The 16,080-nt window shown below is 59.5% G+C and carries 11 protein-coding genes; all 11 read right to left on the bottom strand.

The genetic code is table 11. The annotated features are described in order from the left end of the window. Positions 1–410 precede the first annotated feature (410 nt). Positions 411–1,076, bottom strand: coding sequence for an LptM family lipoprotein (locus B0E33_RS18275; RefSeq protein ID WP_077291976.1), 666 nt, complete (start codon positions 1,074–1,076; stop codon positions 411–413). A 111-nt stretch (positions 1,077–1,187) separates the two neighbouring features. Further along, a complete protein-coding gene (locus B0E33_RS18280) occupies positions 1,188–1,754 on the bottom strand; it encodes a hypothetical protein (protein WP_077291977.1) in 567 nt (188 codons plus the stop codon). 47 nt (positions 1,755–1,801) lie between these two features. Further along, the gene (locus B0E33_RS18285; protein WP_077291978.1) at positions 1,802–3,214 is read right to left on the bottom strand and encodes a caspase family protein; all 1,413 of its coding nucleotides are present in this window, start codon (positions 3,212–3,214) and stop codon (positions 1,802–1,804) included. Between the two features lie 206 nt (positions 3,215–3,420). Continuing rightward, entirely contained in the window at positions 3,421–3,999 is a 579-nt protein-coding gene (locus B0E33_RS18290; protein WP_077291979.1) for a histidine phosphatase family protein, read from the bottom strand. Between the two features lie 111 nt (positions 4,000–4,110). Beyond that, positions 4,111–6,495, bottom strand: a complete 2,385-nt coding sequence (locus B0E33_RS18295) for a methyl-accepting chemotaxis protein (RefSeq protein WP_077291980.1) — start codon at positions 6,493–6,495, stop codon at positions 4,111–4,113. Positions 6,496–6,983: 488 nt separating this feature from the next. Then, entirely contained in the window at positions 6,984–8,042 is a 1,059-nt protein-coding gene (locus B0E33_RS18300) for an ABC transporter ATP-binding protein (RefSeq protein WP_077291981.1), read from the bottom strand. A 27-nt stretch (positions 8,043–8,069) separates the two neighbouring features. Then, the gene (locus tag B0E33_RS18305; RefSeq protein WP_077291982.1) at positions 8,070–9,806 is read right to left on the bottom strand and encodes an ABC transporter permease; all 1,737 of its coding nucleotides are present in this window, start codon (positions 9,804–9,806) and stop codon (positions 8,070–8,072) included. Between the two features lie 86 nt (positions 9,807–9,892). Further along, positions 9,893–11,215 (bottom strand): ABC transporter substrate-binding protein, encoded by a 1,323-nt coding sequence (locus tag B0E33_RS18310; RefSeq protein ID WP_023003311.1) that lies wholly within the window; start codon positions 11,213–11,215, stop codon positions 9,893–9,895. 149 nt (positions 11,216–11,364) lie between these two features. Further along, positions 11,365–12,702: a sigma-54-dependent transcriptional regulator gene (locus B0E33_RS18315; RefSeq protein WP_208997663.1), complete on the bottom strand. Its 1,338-nt coding sequence runs from the start codon at positions 12,700–12,702 to the stop codon at positions 11,365–11,367. Continuing rightward, positions 12,686–14,731, bottom strand: coding sequence for a HAMP domain-containing histidine kinase (locus tag B0E33_RS18320; RefSeq protein WP_077291983.1), 2,046 nt, complete (start codon positions 14,729–14,731; stop codon positions 12,686–12,688). Before B0E33_RS18320 ends, B0E33_RS18315 begins: the two co-directional genes overlap by 17 nt. Next, positions 14,724–16,022, bottom strand: coding sequence for an ABC transporter substrate-binding protein (locus B0E33_RS18325; protein ID WP_167579561.1), 1,299 nt, complete (start codon positions 16,020–16,022; stop codon positions 14,724–14,726). Before B0E33_RS18325 ends, B0E33_RS18320 begins: the two co-directional genes overlap by 8 nt. Positions 16,023–16,080 lie beyond the last annotated feature (58 nt).

The following is a 16,080-nucleotide window of genomic DNA, read 5'->3' on the forward strand; positions in this document are numbered from 1 at the left end:
GGAGCGCAGTCCGCCTGCGTCCGGTCCGTGCGACTGCACCGGATTTCCGTTTCGTGGCGGCAGTATCGCGACTGATCGACAGGCAAAATAGCGTAATTGCGTCATGGCGGCATAAGCGCCACGACACGGTGGTTCAAATCGTCAGGAAAAGCTGGCTTGTGATTGCGACAGGCTGGTCGTGTTTCGATAACGCGGCACGGCACGATAACTGTCGCGAAATATCAGGGAAATGTCAGGGTTTCGGGTGCGTGGTGAAGTATCCGGCAAGCGCGCCACGCCGGAAGGGAGTGGCGGCAAATGATAGGCATTGGCTGCGTTGCGCTCCGGCCATAATATCCGTCAGGTGAGGATGAGTGCCCCGGGAAACGCAAGCCGGAAAGCGGCGGCCCGGGGCAACGCGTCAGGTCCAATCAGCGAATGCTGCAGTTGCCTGAAGTCGATGTGCTGTTGAGCGTGTAGCGCCACTTGGTCTTGCCGCCGTAGTAGCCAAGGCAGGGTCCGTCACAATAGCCGTTCTTGGCGTTCGAGAACTCCGAGAAACTGATGAAGCGGCAGCTGTTGCCGTCATAGGCGAACTTGTAGGTCCGCTTTGTGGTGCGGTCCTCGGCTGGGTCCTTTTCCTCTTCGGAAATCTCGACGATGCCGTTGCTGTAGGTGTAGCGCGAACAGATATTCCGCTTGTAGCCTTCCTCGATTTCCAGCTTGACGCAGTTGGTCCTGCCCTTGCCGGAGATGCTGCCGGAGGTCTTGACGCTTTTACCGTTCACAAACACGGTTCCCGCCTGGTTGTCCGGATCGGCGACCAGCAGATTGTCGCCGTTCTGGCGGATCAGAACGGCCGTGGTGCCTGTGCGGTTGTTGGTTTCGGTGAACGAACCCTTGTTGGTGTTGGAATAATAGTCCTTCTGCTCGATCTTGATATTCGAGGTCAGGAAAATCTTCTTGCTGCCGAGATCGAAGGTCGCGGGAGCTGATTTGGAGCTCTGGGCCGGGGGCGCGCCTTCCGGTGCCGTCGACTGGCAACCGGCCATGCCCAGCATTGAGGTCGTCAATGCCAGGAACAAAATCTTCTTCACAATAAGTCTCCTTCCGGGAAAATGTCCTCCATCTGGAGGATCTTGAAATTCGATGTAGATGGATGTGTTTCGAGCTGTGGTGGCGGGTCTGCCGGTGCGCTGTCCATGCCGTCACTTTCCATAGACATCGGTTTGCGGACCGTCCTGAACCTTGCAAATCAGCGAGGTCGGCTTTCCATAGGCGTACTTGAGCTGGGTGTTGGAGAAGTGCTCCTGCCTGAACTCCAGGATCCGGCACTCCTTGCCGTTCATTTCCAGCGTGAATGCGTTTTTCCGGATGTATCCGTCTTCAACCATTTCCATGGTGTGGACTGCATGAAGACGGTCTGCCGAGAGCCGCTCAACATCCACGAAATGGACGATGGGGTCGCCGGATTTGGTTTTATTGACCCTCTCACCTGATCCCGTGCCGGTTGGTATCCGGACGCCTTCCGTTTCGAAGTTCGAGTGAAACGAAAAGGAATAGAACAGGTCATCGTTCCCGGCGAAGAAGATGGCGGCGAGATAGAACCACGCACTGTGTTCCCAGACGCAGGACTGTGTGCCGTCGGCAAAACCGCAGATCGGCATGGTGATGTCGATCGTTATCGTCTTGCCGGACATGTCGTCCGCGCTTGCGTTTCCTGCAAAGCCGGCCGCAAGAAGCAGGCTGGCTGCCAGAGTTTTTATCGACCCCATCTTGCCCCGATCATCTGAAACTCGAGCACGTGTGCCGCATTGCCAGGTCAGTCGCAATATTGCTGGCCGTTGAACGTGAAGCAGTTGCCTCCGGATGAGGAGGACTGGGGACTGGGTTTCGACTTCGTGTAACACTGCCCTGCTGAAGAGAGCAGTTGTCCGGCCGGGCAGGTTTTCAGAACACACTCGTTGTTCTTCAATACGTAGCGGGCGGAACAGGTCAGCGGACATAACCTGCCGTCGAGCTGCCGGAGTTTCTTCAGGACAGCCGCGTTGGGAGACAAGGACGCAAGCTGAAGCTTGGCTTCGTTCCTCAACGTGTCGAGAGCGCGGCCACTTTTCGGGCCCCAGACACCGTCTGGCGAACCTGCGTCGCAGCCAAGCCTGTTGAGTTCCACCTGGACGGCCCTCGTCAGTTCCTTCGGGTCGGACGGAACCGGAGCTTCGTTTATCGGTTGCTCGGCTTCGCTCGGTGCAAGACTTGCCTGGACCTGCGGCTTGTCTTCGAGGTCCTTCAGACGGTTGGCGGCTACACCTGCGAAAAGGCCGTTTGGAAACTGGGCGAGATAGGCGCGCAGTTCCGAGACGGAAGGATTGTCGCGAATGGCGGTCCAGTAGGCGACGTCGAGGCTGCCCTGGCTGCCGGCTTCTCCGGCGGTATCGTCTGGCAGCGGACCGTCTTCATAAAAGTAGAAATCACCGGTGATCGAGCTGACTTCCCAAGGCACCTGCCGGTCGGCGGTTTCGGCCAGAACATCGCGCCTGGCCTGCTTGAAGACGGATTCAATCGGCTCGCCGGGGCTGGTCTCAATGGCGCGGCTGAGGGCGGCCGTGTAGGGGGAATTTCCGGCGGAACCGTCCATCGCGACCTGCCCGGGTGACGTCGCATAGGCGATCAGGGTGCCCATGGGTGCATCGATGGGGGCAAGGCCACGGGTGGCCGAGCGGAAAGAGCCTTTGAAGGGATTGTTGCGGCAGGCATCCAGTACGACGATGTTCACCGGACTGCTGGACGAGTTCATCACCTTGAGGAAGTCGTTGACGTTGATGCCCTCAAGATCGACCTCGTCCTCATCCGCCAGAAGGGCGTTCACCGGGATAAGATAATTCTCCCCGCGTACCTGCACACCGTGCCCGGCGTAGTAGATCAGGCCTGCTTCGATCGACGAATCCCGCAAGGTGCGACCAAACTCGAGAAGTTCCCGCTTCATATCCCTGTAGTTGCCGTCGATGAGCTGCCTCACTTCGAAACCGGCATCGCCCAAGGTTTTTGCCATGAGAAGGGCGTCGTTTTCAGGGTTTTTCAGCGACTGGATATGCTCGTAATTCGAGTTGCCGATGATGAGCGCGACACGCTTACCCGCAAAGGCGGATCCTGTACTAAAAATTATTTGAAGAAATACGATGGCCGTCAAAATGACGCTTAATCGAATAATATGTGCTGGCAGCAAATAGTTCACTTGTAGCCCCCGCTAAGTGAATGAAATAAAGGAGTTCTTGCTGATTACTCTCCTTTGTATAGCTGCAGCATCGGTTTCCTGTCCACAGCGTCAATGGAGGAAGACCATTGCCAAAGTGACGGGTTCGTCCTGTCTTCCGGTTTTGGTCTTGTATTTTTCGCGGGGGAAGGTGCTGGGCGTGCAGAACGGGGGCACGCCCGCAGTCTTTAGCTCCAGACCGTTTCCTGTCCGTTTTCAAGCACATGAACCACGCCCTGCGGTTCCTTGAGGCTGAGGATCCCGGTGTCATCGAGACCGAGAACGATACCCCGAATAACCTTGCCGATCTGGCCATGGGCCACTGCGATTGTCGGTCCCGTCAGGCCTGCAAGCCAGGCTCCGGCACGCTCACGCATCTGCTGCAGTGTCTCACCACCCGGCGCATCAAAATACCAGGTGTTGCCGGGCTTGCCGTTCATGTGTTCGGGATACTTCTCGAACATCTCGGGCCTTGTCAGGCCGCTCAGACCGCCGACATCGATTTCGACGAGCAGGTCGGTTTCAACCGGCGAAAAGTCGAAGTTCTGCTGCAGGTACTGCGAGGTTTCCAGGGTTCGGCCCAAGGGGCTGACCATCTGGTCGTAACCTTCGGCTGATACCAGTTCGCGGGCGAGGATCTTTCCCAAGAGGGTCGCCTGCTCGCGTCCCTTTGCGGTCAGGGGAGAATCCAGCCGGCCTTGCGCACGGCCGATCAGGTTCCATTCTGTTTCGCCGTGGCGCATGAAGATGATTTTCGGATGGGTCATCGGATTGTCTTTTTAAGTGTCATGTTGGCGGTCCGTTCGGGTCGAACCGGTTTTACAGGGGGGAAACTGGGCGGGCAGCAGTAGGTGCTCCCGCCCGGCAGGCGTTTGATCTCAGGCTGCCGCCACTTCGTTGAGGAATGTCGTCACGGTCGACCGAATGCGTGCTGTCTGCTGGTTCAGGTCGTCGGAGGCATTCAGAACATCGCTTGCGGATTTCCGGGTGTCCCCGATCGCGTCCGAAACGCTGGACATGTCTTCGACGACCGCCATGGTTCGATTGGAGGCGAGGGCGGCATTTCGCGCGATTTCGTTTGTTGCGTAGCCCTGCTGCTCAACGGGAGCGGCAATCGCGCTGGTGCACTCCGAGACGTCCTGCATTATCGCGACGATCTCGCCGATGGCCGTAACCGTTTCCGATGCGGACGCCTGCATGGCCGCAATCTGCGAGGCGATTTCGTTTGTCGCTCTTGCGGTCTGGGTTGCCAGCGACTTGACCTCGGCCGCCACAACGGCAAAGCCCTTGCCGGCTTCCCCGGCACGAGCCGCCTCGATGGTGGCGTTGAGCGCCAGCAGGTTGGTTTGTTCGGCAATCTCGGAAATCAGGGAAACAACGCCTTCGATGCTTTGTGCGGTTTCCGCCAGGCCGGTGATCTTGCTGCTTGTCCGGTTGGCGTTGTCCGCGGCGTTGCTGACGATCTGGCTTGACGTTTCCACCTGCCGGGCGATCTCGGCAATCGAGGCAGCCATCTCGTCGGTGGCAGCCGCGACTGCCTGAACGTTGCCGGAGGCTTCGTTCGAGGAACCGGTGGCGTTGCCGGTGAGGGAAGATGCCGTTTCGGCAATCACCGTCATCGACTGGGCTGTGTCCTGCATCTGTCCGGCATTTTCGGACAGGCTCTTCAGGACGTCCTGAATGTCATTGCGGAACCCGGCCACCAGCCTGTCTATATGCTGTTGGCGCTCCTCACTGGCCAACTGGCTTTGCATCCGTTCTTCGCCAAGGCGGCGGTTTTCCAGCAGGCTGTCACGGAAAATCAGGAGTGCCTGACGGAGCTGCCCAACCTCGTCGCGCGTGACCGCACCGTCGATCGTGACATCGACTTCGCCGTCAGCCAGACGACGGGTGGCAGCTGTCAGAACGGACACGGGGCGGGCAACGGTGAACCAGAGTGCAACTGCCGCCGCAATGCCGAACACCAGCCCGATCGCGGACACCGCCAACAGGATGAGTGTCGACCTTGCTTCCGTACTGGCGGCACCGGTTTCCAGCCTTTCGTTGAGCGCGGAAATGCCTTCGGCAAACTTTGTCTCGGCAGTGTCGGCAGCAGCAAGCGCAACCCGGAAATCTGCCATCGCTGAAGACAGTTTCGCAAAGGCACTGCCCAGGGTTTCGATTGCGGTGCGCGCTGCAACCGCATCGGCTCCCGTCAGCATGGTGGACAACACCTGTTCCTGTTGCATCTGCAGGGCCGCGATACTGTCGAGCACTGCCTTGCGGGTAAGATCCGACCGGTTGACCTGGAACTGCCAGAACGCATCTGACAACACCCGGGCTTCGGCAGCAAAGTCGTCGCCGGCCTTGGCTTCGGCAACAGCGGAGCGGGCAAGTCCCTCGATCGCCAGCATGTCGCCGTGGGCCGTCTTGAAGGCGCGGCCAAGGTCATTGCGCACGGCATCGGTCAGTCCGGCAAGGCTGTCAAAGCCCTTGGTCAGGGCGTCTCTCCTGGACAGCGCCTGGGACGGATCCTTCTGTACAGCGGAGAGCAGGGCGCGCATGGCGTTGGCGCCTTCGGCAAGGTCACGTGCGGGCTGCAGGTTTTCCGACACGGTTGCGGAGGACGTCAGCTTGCGGATCAGGAGATAATACTTGCCGAAGGATTTGCTGACCGCCTTCATGTGAGCCGCGTCCGGGTGTCGAAACAGTGTCTCCAGATCCAGCTTGAGTTGCATGGAGTGGGCGCTGGCAAGTGTTGCTGCCTGCGCGAGTTCACTGGCTGCTTCCCCGCTTGTTCTCAAGGATTGCAGCTCGTCGACCAGTTTCTGTTCGCGTTTCGCTGCCGTCTGGGCAACGCTGTGGCCGATCGCCATCAGGTTTTCCAGGGATGTCGTCATCTGCAGGCGTTTGCGTTCGATTTCTTCCTCGGAGGCAACCAGGGTGTCGAAAGCAGTCGAGAATGCCGCAATGTTGCCGGTCGCCGAGGCAACGTCTTCTCCGCCGGCTTGCAGAACGGACAGCGTCGCGGAGATGTCGGTCATGCTGTCCTTCACAACGGAGACGTCATCCGGATCGCCGGATTCGACGTAACGCGCTTTCAGGCGGTTCAGCTGGGCCATGGACATCAGGGCAGAGCCTGTTGTCTGGGAGGTTTGAATTGCCCCGCCCATCTGGCGCGTCGCAACATAGCCGACAACCGCAACGGACATTGTAAGCAGAACGGAAACAGCCATGCAGATGGCGAGTTTCATCGATATCGGAAGATTGCCGGCGGCTCTCATGTTTCCCCCATGAATCGAGTTTCAGTGGTTCACTGAACTCCATGCCGCCACAGGAGTAATCCGGGAAAGCTAGGTGGTAGTTGTTACCAAACTATTTATGACCAGGTCAGTTTTATCGGTGAGGCAAGTGCCTAGCCAAAGTTGACTAATATCACCGAGCATCGGAACCTTCTTTGATCCGCCGAATTGCTTGAAAGGCGTTGCGATTTTCTTCGCAGTGCGAGACCTGTATCGCGATTCCGATATCAAAAACTTGACCTTGCGTCATATTGGCAAGTGTTTCTGCGAAAGATGGCCCGTGAACTGACGCTCACGGGCCCCGGCGCCCGAACCTTGGGCTTTCAGCTCCTCCCAGCCGGCAGTGGCGGCCGCCCGCAGGGAGAAGGGTGAGAGGAGGTTGGACCGGGCACCGGATCTGAATGGCGTGAAGACACCTGCACCGGGCAGGAGGCCGGCACGATCCCGTGCAGGCCAGATGCCGAAAAACGTCAGAGCAACACGGCGTTCCGGGTGTTGACGCTCATCTTCACTTCCATGCCGGGTTCGTACCAGTCGACACCGCCCACATGCTTCTGATCGATGATCAGCTCACTGCCTGCTGCTTCCACCAGGTAGCGCGTCTGGCTACCGAGAAATTCCCGGTGCTTGACCTTGCCCGTAATCAGGTCCGGGTGGTTCTGGTCGGTGACGATTTCGATGTTCTGCGGCCGCAGCACGAGCGAAGATCCGTCGGGGCTGCCTGCACCGAGATGAAGCACTTCGCCGGAGGCAATCTTGAAGGTATTTCCACCGTTACCACGCTGAAGTGTGCCGTCGATGATGTTTGCGGTTCCCAGGAATTTTGCCACGAACAGATTTGCCGGCGTGTCGTAGAGTTCCTGCGGCGTGCCCATCTGCTGGATGACACCGCCGTCGAGCACGGCCATTCGGTCGGCGGTGGTGTTGGCCTCTTCCTGGTCGTGGGTGACGAAGATGGTCGTCAGGCCCAGCTTCCTTTGAAGGGACAAAAGTTCCCGGCGCATCTGGATGCGCAGGCTGGCGTCAAGGTTCGACAGCGGCTCGTCGAGCAACAGGACATCCGGCTCGACGACGACGGTGCGGGCGAGAGCCACGCGCTGCTGCTGGCCGCCGGAAAGCTGGGAAGGCATGCGGTCGGCGAGATGCAGGAGGCCGACGAGTTCCAGCGCCGATTCAACACGGGTACCGATGTCCTTGCGCGCGACTTTCCGCTCCTCAAGGCCGAAGGCGACGTTGGCACGAACCGACATGTGAGGCCAAAGGGCATAGGACTGGAACACCATGCCGACATTGCGTTTCCAGGGCGGAAGCTTGGCAATGTCGCGGCCTCCGATGAGAATGCGTCCTCTGGGTGTCGGGCCGAAGCCTGCAATGGCACGCAGGAGGGTGGACTTGCCGGAGCCCGACGGGCCAAGGAAGGCGTAGAATTCACCCGGTTCGATGGTCATGTTGACGCCGCGCAGCACTTCGGTGGTGCCGAAGGAGAGATGCAGGTCCTCAATCCGTATTTCGACTGCTTTTCTGGTCATTGGAAGTGTTTCCTCGAAATTGAACGCTCAGTGGGATGCGCGGACTTCGGCCTTGCGGGCCCGGTCCTTCTCGATGATGCGGTTCGACAGGTACGTCCCCAGGCCGACGATCACGACGGCGAGGATGCCGAGTGCCGCCCCGGCACCCCGGCCGGACGGACTTTGCATGTAGAGGTAGATCCCGTAGGAGAGCGGAGCGTCGTTGCTGGTGGAGACCAGCATGATGGTTGCCGACAGTTCGACTGCGGCAGTCGCAAAGCTGGTGACGAAACCGGCGAGGATCCCCCCGGCCATCAGCGGAACGACGATCCTGCGGATGGAGCGGCCCTTGGAGGCGCCGAGGTTTTCCGCTGCTTCCTCAAGCGACAGGCTGACCTGCTGAAGCGCGGCCATGCAGGCCCTGAGCGCATAGGGCAGGCGGCGCACGGTCAGGGCGATCACGATGATGACCCACCAGGACGCCAGCGGCTTGCCGATGACCGGCACCTCGAAGCTGTGGAACAGGCGCAGGTAGCCGATGCCGAGCACGACGCCGGGTACGGCAAGCGCGGCGGTCGCCATGTAGTCGAGCATCTTGCGGCCCTTGATGCCGGTTCGCAGCACGATGTAGGCGATTGCCGTTCCCAGGATGATGTCGAAGCCGGCTGCAAGGCCTGCATAGATCAGTGTGTTGACCACATATTGCAGGGACTGTTCGAACACGGTGGCGAAGTTGGCCAGCGTGTAGCCGTCCGGCAGCGGGCTGAACGACCAGATCGTGCCGAACGCAAGCAGCGTCAGACCGAAATGCGGCGACAGGACCAGAAGCAGGATGAAGACGACGACGCCATAGGCAACGATCTTCTCGCCGCGCGACAGGTCGCGCCGGGCAAGGCCGCCACCACCCTTTTGAACCGTGGCGTAATCCTTGCCCCGCATGAACAGGAAGGACGCCCACAGCGAAAAGACCGAGAAGGCCACCAGGATGAAGGAAATGACGTAGCCCATCGGATCGCTGATGCCGACGGAGGAAATGCGCAGATAGGCCTGGGGGGCCAGCATGTTGTTGACGTTGAGCAGCAACGGGGTGCCGAGATCGTCAAAGACCTTGATGAACACCAGCGCGGCGCCGGCAATGTAACCGGGCATGGCGAGCGGGAACACGATTCGGCGGAACAGGCGCAAGCCCGTGCAGCCGAGGTTCTGCGCCGATTCTTCCATTGCCTTGTCGATGTTGCGGAGCGACGCTGACAGGTTGATCAGGATGAACGGGAAATAGTGCAGAGACTGGACGAAGATGACGCCGTTCAGACCTTCCATGAACGGGATCTTGAAGCCAAGGTATTGCGACAGCAGAAGGTTGACCGTGCCGTTGCGGCCGAACAGAAGCTGCATCGCGATGGCGCCGACGAAGGGCGGCATGATCAGTGGGATGACGCCGATGCTCTGGATCAGCGCGCTTCCACCGAAGTTGAAACGGGTGGTGATATAGGCCAGCGGCAGGGCGATAACCGTTGCCACGACCACGGACATCGCCGAGACGTAGAAGGAGTTCACGAAGGAACTGCGGAACAGCGACGAGCGGAAGAAATCGCCGAAATTCTGGAGCGTCAGGGCTCCTGTGTGGGGATCCTGAAAGGCGACATAGGTCACCTTCAAGACGGGAAGGATGAGAAACGCCAGCAGGAAGATGGCGATCGCGACGCCCGCAATTGCGGTGCCGGACAGCTCGGGAAATATGCGCCACTGCCTTGCAGGCGCAGTCGCTGCATTGCTCGTAGTCATCGGCTATGGACTCCGGGGAAGAGGCCGCACCTTCCCTGTTCCGGGCGGTGCGGCAAGTTCGACGTGATGTTGTTTTTGGTTTTCCGTCAGAGGCTGGCGGCTTTTTCCGCCAGAGCCTTGGCCTTTGCGTAGTTCTCGACCACGAAGGCATCCCACTGCTGCTCGACTTCTGCCTGGCGACCCTCGATGACGTCGCTTTCCTTCTTGCGTTTCTGCTGGAAGACGGCGGCGAAGGAGGGGTCGAGACTTTCTTCCTCGGTGATGGGGGTAGCGTCGATGAGTGCGCGTGCTTCGGCGATCAGTGCCTTGGCTTCCGCATTGTCCTTGTCGGCAAGCGCAATCTCGGCAAGCTGCACGGCCCTGACGGCTTCACGCAGCTCGGTCAGACGATAGGTGACCATGACGTCGAACAGGGAATTGACGACGTTGTAGCGCTTTTCCGAGCGGTCGGCGTCGAAGTTGACCGATGCCTTCACATCGTCGCCTTCGAACGGGTTCGGAATGCCGTCCGGTGCGGTCGCGTACGCAGCCGGGTTGACCGGCAGACGCATGATGGCCGGATCGAACAGGACCTGCTGGCCTTCCGGCGACAGCACGAACTCGATGAACGCCTTTGCACCTTCCGGGTTTGGAGCGTTTTTCACGACGCCGATGTTGGCAGGTACAACGGCAGTGACCGACGGATAGGCGAAGTCGACCGGGAAGCCGGACGCGCGGGACGAAAAGCCAAAGAAGTCGATAACGACGCCGAGGCCGAAGTTGCCCGAGTTGACGCCATCCGGCACACCGAAGCTGCGCTCGGTGACCGTGTTCATGTTACCGGAAATCCACTTCCAGTCGGCCCAGCCCTTTTCCCAGCCAGCGCCCTGCAGAAGCGTTTCGACCGTCAGGTGCGTGGTGCCGGAGCGGGACGGTGCGGACATGCCGACATGACCGAAATATTCCGGCTTGGCCAGGTCTTCCCATTCCTTTGCCGGTTCCAGCTCGTTGGCCTGCAGGTAGCGGGTGTTCCACATGATGCCGTAACCGGATGCGGCAAAACCGTAATAGAAGCCGTCGGGATCATTGATCGGGTACGTGCCGATCTTTTCCGGAATGCCTTCGGCGTTGATTTCGACCTTGGCAAGCAGGTCGTTGCCCTTGAGCACTTCGAACGCATCGGGGGCGGATGCCCACATCAGGTCGGACGTGTTGTTTCCGGCGGTTTCCTGAATGTATTTGACAGCCGCGGACGTTCCCTTGCTCAGGATCTCCAGCTCGTAGTCAAGGTTGGATGCAGCAAAGGCGGCTTCGAATGCATCGGTCAGTTCCTTCGGAAAGGATGTCACGACGACCACCTTGTCGGCAGCATTCGCCACGCCGGCAGACACCAGCAGTCCCAGTGCCGTCAGGCCCAGTAATTTCCTCATTGGATTATGTCTCCTCCATTCTGACGCAAGGGGGTGATCCAGCCCCTTGTTCGTTCAGCGAAGAAACGCTATCACTGGCGAAATTTTCGAGTCAAATTATTGAATTTATTGGTATTTTTGTGTCAAAATTGACACGTTCAACGTGTCGATCATGACCCGTCTTCCTCCGCAAGGCCGCAGCTTTTCAGGCGCAGGTAAAGTCTCTTGCGCGGGATACCGAGCAGTTCGGCGGCTTCTGCCTTGCGGCCACCGGTCTGTAGCAGAGCGTTCTGCAAGAGCTCGGTTTCGAAGGCGGTCATGGCTGCCTCATAGCCTGTGGAGACCTCAATTGGTTGGCCGCTGCCTATCTGCAGGTCAGCCTCCAGGCCGATGACAAGCCGTGCAGCGATGTTGCGAATTTCGCGAACATTGCCGGGCCAGTCATAGGTGAGGAACTGCTTTTTCTGGCGCTGCGACAGTTTCGGAAGCGGCAGGCCGTGGTTTTCCGAGGCCTGATCCAGAAGGTGTTCCATCAGTTCGATGACATCCCCGCCGCGTTCACGCACCGGCGGGAGGGACAGGGTCGCCACATTCATCCGGTGATAGAGATCGCCCCGCAGGCGGCCATCGTGAACGAGGGCGGCAGGATTGGTCTTCACGCCGGCGATGACGCGGATGTCGACCGGGACGGCATCGCTGCCGCCCAGCCTGGTGATCTTGCGCTCTTCCAGTACACGCAGAAACCGCGTCTGCAGCGCATTGGGCATGGAATCAAGTTCATCCAGATAAAGTGTTCCGCCCTGCGCCCGTTCGATCCGCCCCGGGAAGGATCCGTTTTCGGTTTCGAAGCCGAACAGTTCGCGGTCGATGTCCATCTCCGTGACGGCACCGCAGTTGATCGTCACAAGCGGCCCCGGCGCGCGCGGGGACAGTTGGTGCAGACAGCGTGCGGTCAGGTCCTTGCCGGTGCCGGTTTCGCCGTGCAGAAGCACATCGACATTCAGCGGGCCGATGCGCGAAATCGTCGACCGCAGGTCAGCCATGACCTGCGAACTGCCGATTAACTCACCCTGAGGATCGCGGATGCGCTGAACCTTGCGCCGCAGCGCCAGGTTTTCGAGTTGCAGCCTGCGCTTTTCAAGTGCCCGGCGGGCCGTGTCGATCAGGTGTTGCGGTTCGGTGGATTTCTCGATGAAGTCATAGGCGTTGTGCTTCATCGCCTGGATCGCGGTCTTTACGTCGCCGTGTGCCGTAATGACGATGAAGGGGACCTGTGGGGCAGTTTCCTGGATCAGGCGCAGAAACTCCATGCCGGTTCTGCCGGGCATGCGAATATCGCTGATGACGATGCCGTTCCAGTTTGGCTGGATCTGTTCGGCAATCACATTGGCGTTGGCGTAGCAACGTACGCTGAACCCGGCGAGCTCGAGCGTTTCCTGCATTGCTTCCAGCAGATCCGCATCATCGTCGACCAGAACGATTTCGCCCGTTTCAAACCGAGTGCTCAAGCTGCCCCACCTTGTTCTGTGCCGCGCATGGCAGCCTCAGCTGAACGGTTACGCCACCCCGGTCGTTTTCCGCAAGTTCCAGATGCCCGTCCATGTCCTGCATGATGTTGAAGGAGATGGTCAATCCAAGACCGAGACCCTTGCCGACTTCCTTGGTGGTCACGAACGGGTCGGTCAGCTGCGTTGCCGATTGCCCCTGAAGGCCGATGCCGTTGTCGGCGATCAGGATGGTCGCGTCACCGCCGGTTTGCTCTGCCTCGATGCGGATTTCACCGCCGCCTGCCGCTTTCATGTCGATGGCGTCGACCGAGTTGCCGATGACGTTGATCAGGACCTGTTCCAGCAACACGGGATCCGCGCGGAGGGTTAGCTTGCCGGCAGCATCGGAGACCTTGAGCGCGACGCTGCTTTCCTCCAGGCGCCGCTCGAACAGCGATACGACAGGTTCCAGGGCCTGATCCAGCGTCAGGTCCTTGACCGCGTAGTCCGAACGGCGGGCAATGCCGTTCAGGTGCTTGATGACGCGCGACATCCGCTCGGCAAGGTTTTCAACGACGTCGACCTTGGCTTCGACCGCTTCGCTCTTGCCCTTGGCAAGCAGCAGTCGAAGATTGTGCAGGTGATGCTTCATGGCCGCGAGCGGCTGGTTCAGTTCGTGACTGATGCCCGCAGACATCTGGCCGAGAGCCGCCAGCTTGCCGGCCTGAACAAGTTCGCGCTGGGTTTGCTTCAACTGGTCGAAGGCGCGTTTGCGCTCCACGATTTCCTTTTGCAGGTTTTCGTGGGTTCTGTTCAGTTCGACTACGGAGGATCTGAAGATCTCCGTCGCTGCCCCCATGCGGGCAATTTCGTCGTTGCCGCGTGTGGGGATCGGCGTGGAGAGATTGCCCTGAGCGATCTCGATCAGGGCTTCTGCCAGCCGGTGCAGTCGGGCAACGATCTGGTTGCGGACATAAAACAGCAGAATGCCGGCGCAGATGACGCCGCAGATGACAGTTGCGACGGCCAGCAGCAGAGAGGCAATGCGCAGCCGTTCGGCTGCCTGATTGGTAAAGGTGAGGGCGGCAAGACGGCGTTCCCTGCCCAACTCGACCAGGGCTGCCTGAAGATCTGCGACGGCGGCCTGTGCGGTACTGAGGTCGCCAAGTGCCTGTTGCTGCAGCTCGATCCGGTCACGCGATCCTGCAAAGACCCCCGTTTCGTCATAGGCGAAGGCCTGCAGACGCTCCAGCGAGGACACCAGCGTTTCGGTGTCGGCCTTTTGCGGGACTTCCGCCAGCATGCCCTGGAGGTTTTCAAGCGCGTCGAAATTCAGATCTTCAAGCTGCGCGAGTTTTTCCGCCGTGTCGACGTAAAGCGCCTGCAGCAGGAAGGTAATCGCCGTCGCCGTGCTTGACCCGATTGTCTGCATCTGTTCGCGAAGCAGTGTTTCCTGCCGGATGATCGCGGCAGCCGCGACCCGGTCGGTGCGCGACTGCGAGCGGACCATTTCGGACGACAGGCTGTCGATGTTGAAGGACAGGTCCTGAATGCGGGCAGCGACTTCGGTCTGGATATCGATCTGCAGCCAGCGCAGTTCCACCTGGTAGTGTTCCAGCGACCTGTTGATTGCCTGAAGATCCCGGGAGACCTGCAGGAAGGAGCCGAGCTTGTCGCTCAAGGTTTCCTTCGCCTCGATTATCTTCGCGGTGTTTTTCGTGTCGCTCAGGATGTTTGTTTCCAGAAGGCCCGAGATGCCCTGGCTTGCGGCTTCCACATCCTCGCGCATGGCTTCCGGTTCGCGTTCCCGGGTCTGCGCGGCAATCTCGGTCGCGATGACGGCCAGCCGCGTCGCATATTCGGAAAGCTCGGATGCCAGGGCGATTTCCGGAATGCTCTTTTCGGTGATCTCACCAAAATCGCTGCGTGCCTGAGTGAAGAAGACCACGCCGATGGCCAGGATGATCCAGGTGATCGCGGCAATCGTGAGGATGGACAGCAGCAATCGAAACCATATCGTGCCGCGCCCGCGGTTTGCCGTCTCAGTCATTGACAGTCAGACCATTCCGGATGCTTGCCTCGAGCCCGGTCAGCATGGCATCGACTTCCGCCAGTTGCTCCCTGGCGGCAACGCGCCAAGTGGCAAGGCTCCATTCTTCGCCGGTTCCGACAAGCGAGTTCGCGCCTTCCTCCTGTGCGTCCCGGTAGCGTTCCGAGCGTACGGCATCGATCTCGGACACGGGAAGCTGGTTGAGCTTCTTCTTAATCTTGATCAGCGAAGGGACGAGATCGGGAGGCGCCTGACGGCTCAAAGTTTCCAGGCGCCGCAACAGGTTTCTGCGCTGAACCAGATTTCTGGTGATGAAGATGTCGAACAGGTCGTTGACGGCCTGATACCGGGTTTCGGCAAGATTGGGGTCATAGGTGGACCAGCTGAATTTCAGCGCAGCCTGCACTTCCCTGGGGAACTGGTTCAGGGATTGTTCGCGAACAGTGGTGTCCACCGGAATCCTGCGGATGTCGGGCTGTGTCAGCAGTTCCTGCGCCGGTTTGCTCAACATGAAATCGATGAACAGGCCCGCCTCCTCATGGGCGGAACCGTGGTTGAGAACGGAAATCCGGGCAGGGGCCATCATGACCGGTTGACCATATTGAAAGCGGACGCCGTCGTCGGCTTCCGTCAGCGCGAGAAAATCAATCGACAGGCCGACATCGAAGCGGCCGCGCTTGAGCCCCTCTATGACACTGAAACTGCGGGCGGTGATGGTCTTGAGGTTCTGGGACAGGCCGAAGATATACTGCCAGCCCCGATCCCAGCCGCGGTCCTGAAGGATGACTTCCAGCAGCATGTGCGTGGACCCTGACCGGGCAGGGTGGGACATGGCCAGCCTGTCCTGAAAGCGTGCGTCCAGCAGATCGTTCCAGCTTGTGGGCGGCCTGCCTTCAAAGTCTTCCATCCAGCACCAGCCGACACCGGAATAGGCGAAATCGACAAAGGTCTCGCTGCTGTCCTGTGAGCGTTCCCGCAGGCGGCCAAATTTCTCGAGAAGGGAAAAGGCCTCCGGTGACGATGACCAGAACAGGTCGAAGCCGCGCGGGTTGTCCAGCAGGATTTCCTCGACCGAGGCGACCGTGTTCTTGTTCAGGACGGTAACGTTGATCGCCGGATACTTCTTCGAAAACGCATCGACGAAGGGCTTCGTGAAATAGTCCGGAAAGGACGTCAGGACACGAAGATCCCGCGCGTTTGCGGCAGTCAACAGCAGGAGTGTCGCCAGGCAGGACATCGCAATGACGGCCAGCATGACGGATATTTTCTGAAAACTGATTGCGCCTGACATCCCGGATTGCCTCATTTGGAGGCACCTTATATCAGAATTCCGAACGTCGACGGAAATA

Source organism: Roseibium algicola (assembly GCF_001999245.1).
Lineage (GTDB): Bacteria > Pseudomonadota > Alphaproteobacteria > Rhizobiales > Stappiaceae > Roseibium > Roseibium algicola.

Excerpts from the sequence above, each read along its gene's own strand:
- B0E33_RS18280 (WP_077291977.1), bottom strand. The coding sequence starts at position 1,754 with ATGGGGTCGATAAAAACTCTGGCAGCCAGCCTGCTTCTTGCGGCCGGC.
- B0E33_RS18290 (WP_077291979.1), bottom strand. The coding sequence starts at position 3,999 with ATGACCCATCCGAAAATCATCTTCATGCGCCACGGCGAAACAGAATGG.
- B0E33_RS18295 (WP_077291980.1), bottom strand. The coding sequence starts at position 6,495 with ATGAGAGCCGCCGGCAATCTTCCGATATCGATGAAACTCGCCATCTGC.
- B0E33_RS18300 (WP_077291981.1), bottom strand. The coding sequence starts at position 8,042 with ATGACCAGAAAAGCAGTCGAAATACGGATTGAGGACCTGCATCTCTCC.
- B0E33_RS18305 (WP_077291982.1), bottom strand. The coding sequence starts at position 9,806 with ATGACTACGAGCAATGCAGCGACTGCGCCTGCAAGGCAGTGGCGCATA.
- B0E33_RS18310 (WP_023003311.1), bottom strand. The coding sequence starts at position 11,215 with ATGAGGAAATTACTGGGCCTGACGGCACTGGGACTGCTGGTGTCTGCC.
- B0E33_RS18320 (WP_077291983.1), bottom strand. The coding sequence starts at position 14,731 with ATGACTGAGACGGCAAACCGCGGGCGCGGCACGATATGGTTTCGATTG.
- B0E33_RS18325 (WP_167579561.1), bottom strand. The coding sequence starts at position 16,022 with ATGTCAGGCGCAATCAGTTTTCAGAAAATATCCGTCATGCTGGCCGTC.